Annotated in this window: 14 protein-coding genes; 3 read left to right on the plus strand and 11 right to left on the minus strand. The window is 39.5% G+C overall.

The genetic code is table 11. The features are described from left to right. Nucleotides 1-75: 75 nt before the first annotated feature. The 6 genes from ACS5PU_RS03240 to ACS5PU_RS03265 form a co-directional block, all read right to left on the minus strand. Nucleotides 76-1,032, minus strand: a complete 957-nt coding sequence (locus ACS5PU_RS03240) for a transketolase family protein (protein ID WP_029274068.1) — start codon at nt 1,030-1,032, stop codon at nt 76-78. A 76-nt stretch (nt 1,033-1,108) separates the two neighbouring features. After that, the gene (locus ACS5PU_RS03245) at nt 1,109-1,954 is read right to left on the minus strand and encodes a transketolase (RefSeq protein WP_439457829.1); all 846 of its coding nucleotides are present in this window, start codon (nt 1,952-1,954) and stop codon (nt 1,109-1,111) included. A 57-nt stretch (nt 1,955-2,011) separates the two neighbouring features. Further along, nucleotides 2,012-2,476, minus strand: a complete 465-nt coding sequence (bcp, locus tag ACS5PU_RS03250; RefSeq protein WP_439457830.1) for a thioredoxin-dependent thiol peroxidase — start codon at nt 2,474-2,476, stop codon at nt 2,012-2,014. Between the two features lie 141 nt (nt 2,477-2,617). Continuing rightward, the gene (locus ACS5PU_RS03255) at nt 2,618-4,345 is read right to left on the minus strand and encodes a M23 family metallopeptidase (RefSeq protein ID WP_439457831.1); all 1,728 of its coding nucleotides are present in this window, start codon (nt 4,343-4,345) and stop codon (nt 2,618-2,620) included. A 3-nt stretch (nt 4,346-4,348) separates the two neighbouring features. Continuing rightward, entirely contained in the window at nt 4,349-4,960 is a 612-nt protein-coding gene (locus ACS5PU_RS03260) for a fumarylacetoacetate hydrolase family protein (protein WP_439457832.1), read from the minus strand. Between the two features lie 72 nt (nt 4,961-5,032). Further along, nucleotides 5,033-5,563 (minus strand): T9SS type A sorting domain-containing protein, encoded by a 531-nt coding sequence (locus ACS5PU_RS03265; RefSeq protein WP_439457833.1) that lies wholly within the window; start codon nt 5,561-5,563, stop codon nt 5,033-5,035. 180 nt (nt 5,564-5,743) lie between these two features. Between ACS5PU_RS03265 and ACS5PU_RS03270 the strand changes: the two genes are divergently transcribed. Together ACS5PU_RS03270 and ACS5PU_RS03275 are read left to right on the plus strand one after the other, a co-directional pair. Further along, nucleotides 5,744-7,723, plus strand: coding sequence for a KUP/HAK/KT family potassium transporter (locus ACS5PU_RS03270; RefSeq protein WP_439457834.1), 1,980 nt, complete (start codon nt 5,744-5,746; stop codon nt 7,721-7,723). 3 nt (nt 7,724-7,726) lie between these two features. Next, nucleotides 7,727-7,879 carry a hypothetical protein gene (locus tag ACS5PU_RS03275; protein WP_439457835.1) on the plus strand — a complete coding sequence of 51 codons (153 nt, stop codon included), beginning with the start codon at nt 7,727-7,729 and terminating at the stop codon, nt 7,877-7,879. Nucleotides 7,880-7,917: 38 nt separating this feature from the next. Here ACS5PU_RS03275 and ACS5PU_RS03280 read toward each other — a convergent pair whose 3' ends face one another. Next, nucleotides 7,918-8,475, minus strand: coding sequence for a transposase (locus ACS5PU_RS03280; RefSeq protein WP_439457836.1), 558 nt, complete (start codon nt 8,473-8,475; stop codon nt 7,918-7,920). Between the two features lie 57 nt (nt 8,476-8,532). Continuing rightward, a complete protein-coding gene (locus ACS5PU_RS03285) occupies nt 8,533-10,482 on the minus strand; it encodes an amino acid permease (RefSeq protein ID WP_439457837.1) in 1,950 nt (649 codons plus the stop codon). Nucleotides 10,483-10,769: 287 nt separating this feature from the next. Between ACS5PU_RS03285 and ACS5PU_RS03290 the strand changes: the two genes are divergently transcribed. Beyond that, a complete protein-coding gene (locus ACS5PU_RS03290) occupies nt 10,770-11,990 on the plus strand; it encodes an MFS transporter (protein ID WP_439457838.1) in 1,221 nt (406 codons plus the stop codon). 385 nt (nt 11,991-12,375) lie between these two features. Here ACS5PU_RS03290 and ACS5PU_RS03295 read toward each other — a convergent pair whose 3' ends face one another. The 3 genes from ACS5PU_RS03295 to yihA form a co-directional block, all read right to left on the minus strand. Next, a complete protein-coding gene (locus ACS5PU_RS03295; RefSeq protein ID WP_439457839.1) occupies nt 12,376-14,082 on the minus strand; it encodes a M3 family oligoendopeptidase in 1,707 nt (568 codons plus the stop codon). A 224-nt stretch (nt 14,083-14,306) separates the two neighbouring features. Beyond that, nucleotides 14,307-15,164 carry a UbiA-like polyprenyltransferase gene (locus tag ACS5PU_RS03300; RefSeq protein WP_439457840.1) on the minus strand — a complete coding sequence of 286 codons (858 nt, stop codon included), beginning with the start codon at nt 15,162-15,164 and terminating at the stop codon, nt 14,307-14,309. Between the two features lie 155 nt (nt 15,165-15,319). Continuing rightward, on the minus strand, nt 15,320-15,943 hold the full coding sequence (gene yihA, locus ACS5PU_RS03305; protein ID WP_439457841.1) for a ribosome biogenesis GTP-binding protein YihA/YsxC: 624 nt from the start codon (nt 15,941-15,943) through the stop codon (nt 15,320-15,322). Between the last annotated feature and the right edge of the window lie 82 nt (nt 15,944-16,025).

A 16,025-nucleotide genomic window follows, 5' to 3' on the forward strand; every position in this document is an offset into this window, starting at 1 on the left:
CCACAAAGACACTAATAACACAAAGGTTTGGTTATGCTTGGTGTTGCTGGTGTCTTTGTGGTTAAATTTTTAATTCTATTTTTTCCTGCCGATTACTTTTTGAACCGCCTCAACAATGTTTACAGCATCTAAGCCGTATTTAGACATCAGTTGATCTGGGGTTCCGCTTTCGCCGAAAGTATCATTTGTAGCCACAAACTCTTGTGGAGTAGGCAGTTCGGTAGTTAACAAACGCGCTACACTTTCGCCCAAACCACCAAATTTGTTGTGTTCTTCGCAGGTTACCACGCATCCGGTTTTCTTAACTGATTTTAAGATCGCCTCATCATCCAAAGGTTTAATGGTGTGGATATTTATAATTTCTGCATCGATACCCAGTTCGGCCAATTTCTCGCCAGCTTCAATCGCTTTCCAAACCATGTGGCCGGTAGCAATAATGGTTACATCTGTACCTTCGTTAACCATCCATGCTTTACCGATTTCGAATTTCTGATCTGGATCTGTAAATACTGGGATTACCGGACGGCCGAAACGCAAGTAAACCGGACCTTCGTATTCTGCTATGGCCATAGTTGCTGCTTTGGTCTGGTTATAATCGCAAGGATTAATTACCACCATGCCCGGCAACATTTTCATTAAACCGATATCTTCTAAAATTTGGTGGGTTGCACCATCTTCACCTAAGGTTAAACCTGCGTGTGATGCACAAATTTTCACGTTCTTGTTTGAATACGCTACTGATTGACGGATCTGGTCGTAAACACGGCCAGTAGAAAAGTTGGCAAAAGTACCGGTAAATGGAATTTTACCACCAATTGTCATTCCTGCAGCAATACCAATCATGTTGGCTTCTGCAATACCTACCTGAGTAAAACGCTCTGGAAAATCTTTAATAAAAGCATCCATTTTTAGCGATCCAACTAAATCGGCACATAAGGCAACTACATTTTCGTTTTTCTTTCCTGCTTCATGTAAGCCAGCACCAAATCCCGAACGTGTATCTTTTTTCTCTGTATATGTGTATTTCTTCATACCCCAAACCCCTAAAGGGGCTTTATTTGTAGTTAAAATTAAATGTTATTTACTCCCCCATCAAGGGGATGGGGGGTTAGTAGTCCCCTAAAGTTTCTGGTAATTGTGCTAACGCTGCGGCCAATTGCTCATCATTTGGTGCAGTACCGTGCCATTTGTGCGTACCCATCATATAATCTACACCAGCACCCATCTGCGTACTCATTAAATTTAAGATTGGTTTACCTTTTCCGGTTAAAGTTTTAGCATAGTGCAAACCTTCTACTATAGCCTGCATATCGTTACCATCTGTATTGATTACGTGCCATCCGAAAGCTTCGAATTTTGCCTGTAAGTCATCCAAAGCAAGTACTTTGCTTGTTGGACCATCAATTTGCTGCCCATTGTAATCAACTGATGCAATTAAATGATCTACTTTGTTAAACGGAGCAAACATTGCTGCCTCCCAGTTTTGCCCTTCCTGTAATTCTCCATCACCCAGTAAAGCAAAAATATAAGATTTATCGCCGTTTAATTTTTTCGCTAAAGCTGCACCAATGGCAACTGATAATCCCTGGCCTAATGAACCCGAAGCAATACGGATACCTGGCAAGTGCTCGTGAGTTGTTGGGTGGCCCTGTAATCTAGAATCTAGCTTACGGAAAGTTGCCAGTTCACTTTTATCAAAATAGCCTGCGTGAGCTAAAGTACTGTACCAAACCGGAGAGATATGTCCATTTGATAAGAAAAATAAATCTTCGCCAGCACCTTCCATCGTGAAATCTGTTTTATGGTTCAGTACTTCAAAATATAAAGCGGTAAAAAAATCTGCACAGCCCAGCGAAGCGCCCGGGTGACCAGATTGACATCCGTGAACCATTCTAACGATATCCCGTCTGATCTGCGAGGCAATATCTTCTAGCTCTTTAATTGTATGTTTCATTGAAATAAGAGGTTGTTGTTACATAGCAAAGGTAATATTTTACCCGCTATATTATAATTAGTTATTGATTAAATCGAGTACTTGTTGCGTTGAATTTTTAGTGTCAACCTTTTTAATAATATGGGCAATTTTTCCATCGCCGTTTATGATGAAAGTTGTACGTACCGTGCCCATATATTTTTTGCCGTACATATTTTTTTCTGCCCAAACGCCGTAATCATTTACAATTTTCTGGTCGGTATCGGCCAAAAGTGTAAAAGGTAAGCTATGTTTGGTTGCAAATTTTTGGTGCGATTTTTCATCGTCAACACTTACGCCCAAAACCGCAATGCCTTTTGCCAGTAAACCCTGATAATTGTCCCTAAAATCGCAAGCTTCTGCCGTACATCCCGGCGTATCATCTTTTGGATAAAAATAAAGCACTACAGTTTTGCCTTTATAATCGTTTAGTGAGATATCGTTTCCGTTTTGGTCTTTCGATGAAATTGCAGGTGCTTGATCGCCCTCGGTTAACTCTGCCATGTTTAAATGATTGAATTTTGAATGGTAAAAAATGATTGATTGTGCAATTTAAACAGTTTAACTCATTATAGTGTTCATTACATTATAAAATATGACAGTTAAAAGTCTTTTTATGCCAGATTATTTAATGAATTGGCCTGTTTACCTAAAAAATGTAATGTTATAGCGCCTGGTATTCTCCTTCATGTCAGCCACCACCAGCTCAAAGCTGTGTTTCCCCGTTGAGGTTCTTTCATCGAAACTGTGCCAAAGTGTGGCAGTTTTTGCATCAAATTCCATTAACACCCATTTTCCATCGATATAGCCATTAAAACTTTTAATGCCAGATAGGTTATCACTGATCTTAAATGTCATTTTGGATAATCCGGCCATATTTTTGCCCTCACCAATGTTGATAGGGACAATTCTCGGGGCGATGGTATCGGTGGTGATGTAAAAACTCCCGAAGTTCTTTGGAGTGGTTTTAATATAACCATTGTCAAAAGTTCCGCCCTGCGATGAACCATTGCTGTTGGCAATTAAAGCTTTGCTTCTTAAATTTTCTGGAAGGTTATCGGCTTTAATCCATAAATCGAAGCCAACATGTAAAGGGGTATATCTGTTATGGATCTGGTGCATGGCCGACCATGCGTTGCTTGCTGGTTTAGGCAGTTTTTTGTAGCTGAAGTTTAAATCGCTGTAAAGCGTTCCCATCGGAAAAACCAATATAACATCATCTGCGTTAAATTCGTTTACCTTATTGTAAGGATAAATTATTCCCGAAGCGCCAACTGGAACTGCAATGGGGGCCGATCCGGCATTAACAGTGAAAGGCAGAACCGACGAATTGCCTTTCGAATCGGTAACGATGTAGCGCAGTTGGTGCGAAACACCGTCATTAAAATTAATCCTGCCACTGTTTACCAGTCCACTATAAATTTTTAACGGATTTCCGGGTTCAACAAAACTCTTTTGGATGCTCCTCTTGGTATTTAAATAGGTTGGGTAATCAATATGCGAATTAATTGCTTTACTATCCTCGAAAGCAAAGCGCTCTAAGGCAGAGGTATATACTTTTTTGCCATCAACTTCCAATTGGATGGAATATACGCCATTGGTGCCAGATAAACCATTGTGCCTATCGGTTACCACAATGCCGAAACCAACCTCGCCGGTTAAACTAATAGGCGCTGTGGTTTTATAACTGCCGTTTGCTCCACTAATGGCAATGGCCTGTTTTGGCGTAAATTCGTTAAAGGTTTTTCCATTTAGGCGGTAAGCATATAGGCCATGTATAACCGGAGGGATATTATCGGGGATAATGATGCCGAAAAACTGGGGATTTATGGTTTCTTCGGTTTTGGTATCCCTGATTTCGAAGTGCAGGTGTGGGCCGCCAGAACTGCCACGGTTGCCCGACCAGGCAATAACCTCGCCTTTGTGTACCGGAATTAACGTAGCATCTGGAAATTCATCGATCTCAAAAGATTTTTTTTCGTATTCCAGGTTTTTTACAACAGTAGCAATTTTAGGTGCAAAACGTTGTAAATGGCCGTAAACGGTGGTATAACTATTTGGATGATTAATATAAAGCGCCTGGCCAAAACCACTGTTCTGAACCCTTAACCTCGAAATGTAACCATCGGCTACGGCATAAACCGGATAACCCTCGCGCTGGTTGGTGCGGAAATCAATTCCCGAGTGAAAATGGTTGCCGCGGATTTCGCCAAAAGAGCCTGCAAGTGCGGGCGGGGTAATATCTAAAGGCTGCCTAAAATCGGTTATCGGATACTTATTGGTGCTGAAAATCTGTTGGGCAAGCGCAAAATTAAATGTGAATAAAAATAGAATAGAAAACGCGGTAAAACTGGGGATCGGATTTTTAATCATTCGTTATTTAACATCAAAATTTAAAAGTTGTTTGCCTTCCAGCCAAGCTTCTAACTTGTCGCCGCGGTTTGTTTTGCCAACGCCCTCTGGTGTTCCCGTGAAAATTAAATCGCCCTTTTTTAAAGTGATGTACTGGGAAACAAAGCTGATTATCTTCTCGAACGAGAATAATAAATCTTTAGTATAGCCTTTTTGGCGGCTTTCGCCATTTACCTTTAATTCAAAATTTAGGTTATACAAATCTTCAAAATTGCTTTTAGGGGCAAAAATGCTGATAGGAGCAGAGTTATCAAAGGCTTTGGCCAGTTCCCAGGGCAATCCTTTTTCTTTGTGCTTGCTTTGGATGTCTCGCGCTGTAAAATCGATTCCCAACCCTATTTCATCATAGTAATTGGCTGCAAACTTTTCGGCAATATGTTTACCTTCTTTGCAGATCTTTAACACTACCTCAAGTTCATAATGTACATCATCTGAAAAATCGGGCAGATAAAAAGGTTTATTGTCTTTTAAAACTGCTGTATCGGGTTTCAGGAAAATTACTGGAGTGGTTGGAACCGGATTGTTCAGTTCTTTGGCATGTTCGGCATAATTTCTGCCAATAGCAATGATTTTCATGTGTAAAAATATGTATATGATAAATTGTATGGGCCAAACCCATATCAATCAAAAATAGAAAAGAAAATGGTGTTATAAAACTGAGATCCGTTTTACCTGACTTTCTGAACCGGCAATAACCCTTAAAAAGTATATTCCTGGATTAATACGGCTGGGAATAATGAAGCTTTTGGTCTGCTCGCCCGCATTTAAACGCTCATTTGATAAGGTGGCGACTTCGTTACCCAATAAATCAATTATTTTGATGGCTGTTTGCGTGCCGTCCTTTCCGATTGAAAGAATAATGTTCAGCTGATCTTCAACCGGGTTAGGGTAGATTTTTACGATGGTTAACAGCTTATCTTTGGCAGCTACGGTTGCACTTTTGGGAGTGGTAGAGTAGGTATTAAACATTCCAGCTCCGCCTAACGACATGTAAAGCGGCTTATATGGGGTAATATTGGCTTTAATTTCGGGAACTCTACTTACTTTTTTGGTTCTGTTTTTTAAGCTAATCTTAATACTATCAGCTTGTTGTGCCCAAGAATTTACGCTGCACAGCAATGCGATGCACAATGTGCACGCAATTTTGGTGAGTAACGTTATCTTAGTGTAGAGTTTCATCAAATTATAAAAGCAAATGTATTAATTTAAAACAAAGAAATTAAACATTTTGTTTAAAAGCCATAATTTAACACAATTTAACAATAATATTTAATTTTCATAGTGTTAAAAATACACAATAATTTGGTTGTTAAATTGTTATAGTTAGTTTACTTTTGCCGCACTAAAATAATCAACGAAGTGTCAAATCATAAAAATGTCAACGCGTTAACCGCCGGCGGGGTTCTAATTAGTTTAGGAATTGTGTTCGGAGATATTGGTACATCACCTCTGTATACCTTAAATGCAATCTTCACCAGTATTTTGGGTTTAAAAGATGGTGTTATCGAAAATCCTGGATCCATTACCACAGATGTTGTTCTTGGTGTTCTATCTTGCATCATCTGGACACTTACCCTGCAAACCACCATTAAGTATGTTATTATTACCCTAAGGGCCGATAACAAAGGTGAAGGCGGTATTTTCTCCCTGTTTTCACTGGTCAGAAAAAAGGCAAAATGGTTAATTATACCTGCTATTGTTGGGGGCTGCGCGCTCCTGGCCGATGGGGTGATTACGCCGAGTATTACCGTAACATCAGCCATTGAAGGATTAACAAACAGATTTGATGTTCCTGTCGTTCCGGTGGTGATTGCCATTTTAACAATTCTTTTTATAATACAGCAATTTGGAACCAACTTGGTGGGCAAGCTTTTTGGCCCGGTAATGTTTGTGTGGTTTACCGTTTTGGGAATAGCCGGATTGTTATTCATCGTTAAGGATATTACGATATTAAAGGCACTTAACCCTTATTATGCGGTAAGCTTATTAATCAGTAATAGCAAGGCATTTGTGATTTTGGGTGGGGTCTTTCTTTGTACCACAGGAGCCGAGGCCTTATATTCTGATTTGGGCCACTGCGGACGGAACAATATCCGCATCAGCTGGATTTTTGTAAAAGTAACCTTGATTTTGAATTATTTAGGTCAGGGGGTATGGATCTTGCAAAATGAGCAAACCTTCATCCCGGGCTCTAAAATGAATCCTTTTTTTCAGATTGTATCCAGCCATTTTCAGGTGCCGATGGTAATTTTGGCCACTATGGCTGCCGTTATAGCGAGTCAGGCTTTAATTAGTGGTTCTTTCACCTTAATATCGGAGGCTGTACGCTTAAACCTTTGGCCGAAGATCAAGATTATTTATCCATCAGTTTCAAAAGGTCAGCTGTACGTGCCTTCTATCAACTGGATGCTTTGGCTGGGCTGTTGTAGCATTGTTTTCTTCTGGCAGGAATCTTCTAAAATGGATGCGGCTTATGGCCTTTCCATCACGATAGCGATGTTAATGACCACCATTTTGGTGAGTGTTTATTTACGGAGTAAACGCTTTCCTAAATACCTCATTGCCATTTTTATTTCTGTTTATGTGCTGATTGAGGGTACTTTTCTTTTCAGTAACCTGCACAAATTTTCAGAAGGTGGTTGGTTAACGGTATTGATCGGTTCGGCGCTGTTTACGGTAATGTGGAGCTGGTTTGTGGCCCGTAAGATCAAAAACAGATTCGTGAAGTATGTAGAAATTGAAGATTATTACCAGATTTTAAGCGAGCTGAGCAGTGATGAATCCGTGCCTAAATATTCTTCTCAACTGGTTTACCTTACCAGTGCCAACTTTAAAACAGAAATAGAATCGAAAATTATTTATTCGATTATCCAAAAAGAGCCTAAGAGGGCCGATGTATATTGGTTGGTGCACGTAGATGTAATGGACGAACCTTATACCATGGATTACAAAGTTGAATTTTTAATCCCTGGTAAATTAATCCGCATCGATTTTAAACTGGGTTTCAGGGTAGAGCAGCGCGTTAATCTGTTATACCGTAAAGTAATTGAAGATTTGGTTAAAAATGGCGAGGTTGATATTACCAGTCAGTATAAATCATTAAACAAACATAAAATTGCCGGCGATTTTAGGTTTGTACTTTTAGAGAAACACCTTTCTAAATTTACAAAGCTGAGTTTCTACGAACGTACCATTATGGATTATTACTTCATCCTTAAAAGGCTAAGTTTATCAGAAGAGCGCAGTTTTGGTTTGGATAGCAGCTATGTTGACGTAGAAAAGGTTCCATTGATTTTTGTTACGCCAGATGATATTGAATTAAATAGGCTACCTGTTTAAACAATGAGGTTAGCTATTTTAATATTGGGTATTGTGCTTTTCGTAGCAGGTCCTGCAGCCAAAATATACCAATTGGATCATGCAAATAATTACATGATTGCCTCAGGCCTGGGGCTGGTAATGATTACCGCGATGGCTTTTATCAAAAAGAAATAAATAAGATCCCCTTTCTTAACTGGAAGGGGATTTTTGTATTAGAGATGAAATTTATCATCATTCCATTTTTTTGGATTATTGATGATATAGTCCGATATATTCTGGTAGGCTCTTGCATCACGGATGATATGTTCGTAATAGTTCCTTTGCCAAAGCTTTCCCATTGTTTTATTTTGCGATTTGCATAATTGTAGACATGCATTTGAAACAATCGATTTGTAAGCTCCAACGATGTCAGAAATTGTCGGGGCGACCCTTGCGGTCGCCCGGTTTACCGTATCTTCTTCTTGGGCAACCGCAAGGGTTGCCCCGACGGTTGTTTCAATATCAGACAAGACGATGATGCCATGCATATGATTGGGCATGATCTGAAAAACATCAAGTTCGAAGTTTGAAAATCTATCAGTTAAATTAATCCACTCATTGTAAGCAATAGCTCCGAATTCATTTAAGATCATTTCACCGTCTGAAACGTTTCCGAATCTATGTAGTCTATCTTCACAGCAGATTGTGATAAAATAAGCTCCTGTTTTTGAGTAATCGTAACTCTTTAATCTGATCGATCTTCGATGATGGATTAAAGGATTGTATTTCATGTGATATGCTTGTTATTACTCCCTTATCCTTAGAAGTCCACCATAATTTTGACCCTTCTAAACCTCCGGATTTGCCAGCTTACTGTGCTTATAACCATAGGCAAAATAAACAATTAAGCCTACAACCAACCAGATACCGAAGCCGATCCAGTTTGAAATTCCCAGCTCGCACATCATGTATAAACAGCTGATCAATCCTAAAACCGGAATTAATGATAAATTCTTGGTAATGCAGTAAAAGGTAATCAGCACGCAGATGATCAGGAAAATCCACATCGGTATTTTATGTTTAAATAAGCCCCAACCACTTTCGTACTTCTTTTCGACAGATACTTTTGATGATGCAATAAACTGCTCGTAACGATCAGCCGGTAAAGCGCTCAGGTAAGATTCGGCATCAACCTTTTCGGCCAGGATAATCTGTGGGGCCGCATTTTTAACAATCTCTTCTTTTACGATTTTAAGTTCATCACCGCTTAAAGAGGTTACAAAACTTACCGTTTCAATGGTTTTAGGCGAATTGAAGAAGAAAGCCTTCGTTTCTTTTCCATATTGGGTAAAGGCAAAAATAATGCTGGCCACAAAAGCAATGGGAACAATAAATTTGCTGTTTACATAAGGGATTTTAAATTTACCACGTTGCACATCTGGCCTGTTCTGCAGTACCAGTACGCCTGCACAAACCAATACAAAGGCAAACAAAGTACCAATAGAACAGAGATCGGTAACGATGGTGAGGTTCATAAATAAAGATGGAACCGCAACTACGAAACCCACAACAATGGTGGCAAAAGATGGTGTTTTATATTTCGGGTGGATTTTTGAAAAAGATTTCGGTAATAATCCATCCCTGCTCATACTCATCCAAATACGTGGCTGACCCATTTGAAAAACCAAAAGCACACTTGCCATGGCAAATACAGCACTAACGGCAATAATACCGCTCATAAGTTTTAAATTAATCTGATCAAAAACAAAGGCCAGTGGATCGCCAACGGCTAATGTATCTGATTTTACAATACCGGTTAATACCAGCGCAATGGCCACATAAAGTATGGTACATATAATAATGGCCCACATCATGCCGCGGGGTAAATCGCGCTGGGGGTTTTTACATTCTTCGGCAGTAGTAGAAATGGCGTCGAAGCCGATATAGGCAAAGAATACAGCCGAAACACCTTTTAATATTCCTGATACACCGTTAGGTGCAAAAGGATTCCAGTTTTTGGTATCTACATAAAAAATACCAACTGCTAAAACCAAAAGGATTACCGCCAGTTTAACCACTACCATGGCATTACTGGCATTGCGGCTCTCTTTCATACCGCGGTAAATTAACCAGGTAATTAAAATGATGATGCCGAGTGCAGGAATATCTGCAACCAGGTGAAAGGTGCCAATTTGTGGCGCAGTAAGCCAGGCGTTGTTGGCCAGGGCGGTAGCTGCATCCAGATCGGCCAGGTTTTTGCCGGCAGCAAGTAAAGCTTCCGCATGTTTATGTCCGTTATAGGCACTTAGGTAATCCATGGTCATCCAATCGGGTACGTGGATGCCATCTATGCCTAAAAAGGGTATTTTTATGGTGGAGAGTAGTCCTGTGAAGTAATCAGACCAGGATATGGCTACGGTTATGTTGCCGATGGAGTATTCCATAATTAACGACCAGCCGATGATCCAGGCAACCAGTTCGCCAAAGGCTACATAAGAATAAGTGTATGCACTGCCCGAAACCGGAACCATAGATGCGAATTCTGCATAGGCAAAGGCTGCAAAACTACAGGCAACAGCTGTAAAAATGAACAAAAAAATTACCGCCGGACCACCATCTGCACTCGCTTTTCCTATTGTACTAAAAATACCAGCACCAATAATTGCTGCAATACCAAAAGCTGTTAAATCGCGAACACCGAGTGTTTTATGTAAAGTATTTTCGTGGTCTCCGTAGCCTTTTGCTGCATCTTGTAATATCTTGGAAATGGATTTCTTTCTGAATAGCTTTTCGAACATCTTTTGCTTGGTTGTTTCTTCAAACTTATAAAAAGTTTGGCTAAAAACGTTTAAAGCAGGATATAATTTTCATTACACAACATTTAGGCATGAAACTGCCTTTTAAACTAGCCGATTTATTGGATTGATGTAAAAAAATGCAATTATTTGGCTTGAATAATCCTTTGTTTGATTTGCATAATTTTTAGCATGCTATAAATCCTAATTTTGTTGCTCCAATTCAACCACACTGAAAAAACAGCTGTTTGCATTGTTTGATTTAAATATTAATAAATACAATTATACCCATGAATGCCAATACTGCACCTATAAAGTATATTGAAGAACGCCATCAGGGCCTGGCCACTTTACTGGCCTTTGCGCTCATTCCGCTTTCGGGCTTCGCAACTGATATTTATATTCCATCGTTGCCTACCATGGCCGGCGAAATGCAGGCGAGCAATGTTCAGGTTCAGCTTACATTAAGCATCTTTTTAATCAGCTATGGTGTTGCCCAACTTTTTATAGGCAGTGTACTGGATAGTTTTGGCCGTTATAAAATCGGATTATACTCGCTGCTCATTTTTGCTGCAGCCAGCATCATCATTGCTACCACACATAATATTTATATCATTTACCTTATGCGCGTTATACACGGGCTTACTGTAGGTGCTATTGTTGTGGCCAAAAGAGCCTATTTTGTCGATCTCTTTGAGGGCGACCAACTGAAGCATTACCTCAGTATGTTTTCGATTATCTGGTCTACAGGGCCAATTGTTGCCCCATTTATAGGCGGCTATCTCCAAACTGCTTTTGGCTGGGAGTCTAACTTTTATTTTTTGGCGGGTTTTGCCCTGGTTTTTGCCTTTTTAGAATATTTTTTCAGTGGTGAAACCTTAAAGCACTTTACCGATTTTCAGTTAAAGAAAATAGCAGGTATTTATGCTACCATGGTTAAAACCACAAGTTTTACTTTGGGTATTGTAATGCTTGGTTTAGCTTATTGTATGGTAATGGTGTACAACATGACAGGCCCTTTCATTATCGAACACCACTTACAGCTATCGCCTGTAATTGCAGGTTATAGCTCTTTAATATTGGGTTTTGCCTGGATGGTTGGCGGATTTATAGGTAAAGCAACCATTAACCGCCCGTTTTTTAAAAGATTGGCCATTAATTCGGTTCTACAACTGGTATTTGTGGTTTTAATGATGTTAAGCTTAAACTTCATCAGTAACCTTTACTCGCTAATTTTCTTTGCTTTTTTGATACACATTGGAGCTGGTTTTACCTTTAACAACTATTTTACTTTTTGTTTAAGCAAATTTCCTAAAAATGCGGGCATTGCAGGTGGCTTAACCGGTGGCATTACCTATGTGATTGTTTCTTTTTTAAGCTATGGTATTGTAAATATTGTGCCTGCCAAAGACGAACGTAACCTAAGCTATAGTTATTTGATTATGATAGTTTTATCGCTGGTGATTATGTTCTTTATTTTGAGGCTTAGAAAAAAGGAAACAGTAAATTAAAAAACTGTATTTTCAGAATTAATCATCATAAATAAATTTGTATCATCAACACAGATTGTCATCCTGAATTTAAATTTAATTTATAAAATCAATATATCGACAGTCACTTAGTAGTCGTCATTTCGAGCGGAGTGCAACGTAGTCGAGAAATCTATCGCTATAGATTTCTCCATTCCGCTGCCAGTAAAAAACCAGCTGGCTCCAGTCGAAATGACGATTCTTCTACTAGGTCTGTAAATGATAGCCCGTCGAAGAACCTGCGTAATACATTGCGGGCGTTTCGACAGGCTCAACGGTACAGACTTCCGGAGAAGCCGAGATTTATATTATGGCCTTTTTGTTCTTTAATGGGCAAACCTTGCTCTAGGCCTTTAGACCATTTACCTTAACTCAGTTTCTCCAGTTCGGTTTTTACAAAATTGGCCAGCTCTTTAACATATTCGGCACTGAAATCAAATTTGATTCCGGCGGTTTCATAAATCTCGTTCATGGGTTTGGTATAACCTAAAGAAAGGGCAGCCAGGTACTGATCCAAAGCTTTCGCTGGATTTTCTTTGTAATTTTTCCAAACCGCTATGGCACCCAATTGGGCAATGGCATATTCGATGTAGTAAAAGGGAACTTCGAATAAGTGCAGCTGTTTTTGCCAGATGTTTCCAAATTGCTGCTCCAGATCGTCCCAGTTTGCAAAACCTGCGCCAAAACGGTTATAAATCTGTTTAAAGGTTTCTTCTCTATCAGCTGCAGTATGGTTGGGGTTGGTATAAATCCAGTGCTGAAACTGATCGATTACGGCCACCCAAGGCAAAGTTTTTAACACATCGGCCAACTGTTCTTTTTTGGCCCTGTTTAAATCTTCTTCATTATCAAAATAAACATCCCAATTATCCATTGAGATAAGTTCCATACTCATTGATGCGAGTTCGGCAACTTCGGATGGACAGTGTTTAAAGTCGTTTAACTCTAAATCGGCGGTTAAGAAAGTGTGTACGGCATGTCCACCCTCATGTACCATTGTGGTCAAATCGCGCAGGGAATTGGCAGAGTTCATAAAAATAAATGGCGCACCTGTCTCCGCCAGCGGGTAATTATAACCGCCCGGTGCTTTGCCTTTCCTGCTTTCTACGTCGAAAAGGTTATTGGCTTTCATGGTAGCTAGTTTAGCGCCAAGTTTTTCATCAATGGCATTAAAACAGGCAATACTTTTATCAATTAATTCTGCGCCGTTGTTAAAAGGTTTTAAGGCTGGCTTACCGCTTACGCTTACCTCTAAATCCCATGGTTTTAAGGTGGCTAAACCTAAAGCCTCCCTCCGTTTTTCGGCCTGCTCTTTCAGTATTGGAACAATTTCTTTTTCTATGGCATTTGCAAAATCATAGCAATCCTGCGGGGTATAATCAAAACGGCCCAATGCCTGGAACATGTAATCGCGGTAGTTTTCAAAACCTGCATTTAGGGCAACCTGGTTTCGCAGGCGGATCAGCTCATCAAATAGGATGTTCAAATCATCTTTATCAACCAAGCGGCGTTGCTGAATGGTTTTCCATGCATTTTCGCGTACTTCACGGTTAAGGTCTTTTACCAGGATAGAAGCTTGCTCGAGTGTATATTCCTGTCCGTTAATTTCGACACTCATGGCGCCGGTAATGCCCTGGTATTTTTGCTGTTTAACCTGTAATTCGGTAAACAGTTCAATGTTTTCTTCGCGGAATAATTCCAGGTCTTTCTTAATTGCCCTGTTGTAAACGAAATATTTCTCTTTGTTCAGTTCGTCCATAAAAGGGCTATCCACAAATTTCTTGTTCAATTCGTTGGATAGGGGAGAAATCTTTGGTGAAATTTCGGTAGCAAAATACTGGAAATTCTTAACCAGTTCCTCATTGGCTGTATCGCAGCTCATTTTGATATATCTCCAGGCAAAATCTTCTTCTAAAGCCGCTTCAAGCTCTGAGCGGTCTTTTAGCCATTGCTCAAGACCAGCAACATTTTCAATTTGACGGTTTTGCAGTTCGGTAAAAATGGGCTCAAGGCTTTCCCAGGTAATGGTTAAATCCTGTGGAATATATGTTCTTGGTTTTTTAGTTATGATCATGTTTAGTTTTAATTATTGAATGATGGATTGACTGAATGAGAGAATGGGATTAGTGATGCCAATATTCAATCCTTCAAAATTCTATCCTTCGCTCATTTATATTTATTGCATGATGGAATGAGTGATTGAGAGAATGTTTTAAGCGTAATGCAAACAATTTAATCCTTCAAAATTCAATCCTTCACTTATTTATATTCCTTCAGTCCTTCAAAATTCACTCATTTCTATTTATGTCTCAAATACGCATCTATTAAAAAGCATACGGCAAATATTACCGATGCATAACCATTTAAGGTTTGAAATGCCCTGTTTACTTTACTGATATCGTTCGGTTTTACAAGTAAGTGCTGGTAAACCAACATCGAACAGAAAAACACAATACCTACGTAATACACCCAACTAAAGGATGTGAAAAAAACTGGTAAAATTACGCAGGTGGCCGATAATACATGTAAAAGTACCGAAACATTTAAAGCATTTTTTATGCCAAGTGCCGAGGGGATAGAATGTAATTTTTCTTCACGGTCAAATGCTTCATCCTGTAAAGCATAAATAATATCGAAGCCGCTTACCCAAAAAAGTACCGTTAGCGAATACAGTACTGGAACAAGTGCAAAATGACCGGTTACAGCAATATAAGCACCAATTGGGGCCAATGATAAGCCTAAGCCCAATACCAAATGGCAGAGCGCCGTAAACCTTTTGGTATAACTGTAAAATAAAACCACAAATAAGGCCACTGGCGATAAATAAAAGCACAATGGATTGATAAAATAGGTTGTTACCGCAAACAGTACACAGTTGGCTATCACAAATATAAAGGCCTCGTTTGCAGAAACTTTACCGGCAGGGATGTCGCGCATTTTGGTACGTGGGTTTTTGGCATCAATGTTCCTATCCAGATACCTGTTAAAAGCCATGGCCGAGTTGCGGGCAAAAACCATGCACAGCAAAACCAAAATTAATTTGTACCAAGAAAATGGATTTTCGGTGGTGGTTACCCCCAAAAAGAAACCAATCATGGCGAATGGCAGGGCAAATACCGAGTGTGCGAATAATACGAGTGAAAAGTATTTTTTCATTTACGGAAAAAGGTTAACTGTTTAAATTGGTTAACTGGTTAATGTTTTCGGTGTTAATAGTCGATGATTTATAGTTATTATAATTAATGGCATATTGTCGATTACTAATGAACCAATGAACTAATGGCCAATGAACTAATAAACCATTGAACCTGTTAAAATTTCTTATAATCTTTCGGGACAACAAAATCCTTATTCACCTCATTGATGAAATTCAGAACGTCGTCTTTTCCAGTAGCTTTTTCGGCCGAGGTAATAAAAGTAGCCGGAATTTCTTCAAAAAACTCGCCAAGCTTTTTCTTAAATGCCGCTACATTTTTTTGTGTGGTTGTCATTCCCTGTTTATCTGCTTTGGTAAAAATCAAAGAAAAAGGAATCTGTTTTTCGCCGAGCCAATAGCAAAACTCAATATCAATCTGTTGCGGGTCTAATCTGCTGTCGATCAAAACAAAAACACATTGTAAACTCTCCCTTTTGGTAATATAGGCACGGATAAATTTTTCCCATTTCTCTCTGCTGGTTTTTGAAACCTTGGCGTAACCATAGCCAGGTAAATCTACAATGTACCAGGCATCATTAACCAGAAAGTGATTGATTAACTGAGTTTTTCCCGGGCGCTGAGAAGTTTTTGCCAGGCCATGCTGATTAACCAACATGTTGATTAAAGAAGATTTACCTACGTTAGAGCGGCCAATAAAAGCATACTCGGGCATTGTTGGTACCGGCAGAGCCGAAACCTGGGTGTTGCTGCAAACAAATGTTGCCGTTTTGATAACCATAGCGCAAAGGTAACAATTAGTTTTGAGTTGGGAGTTTGCCGTTGAGGGTAGAATAGCTGCCGTCGTCAGAGATTGGTAAAGA

Source organism: Pedobacter sp. GSP4 (genome assembly GCF_051857575.1).
GTDB lineage: Bacteria > Bacteroidota > Bacteroidia > Sphingobacteriales > Sphingobacteriaceae > Pedobacter.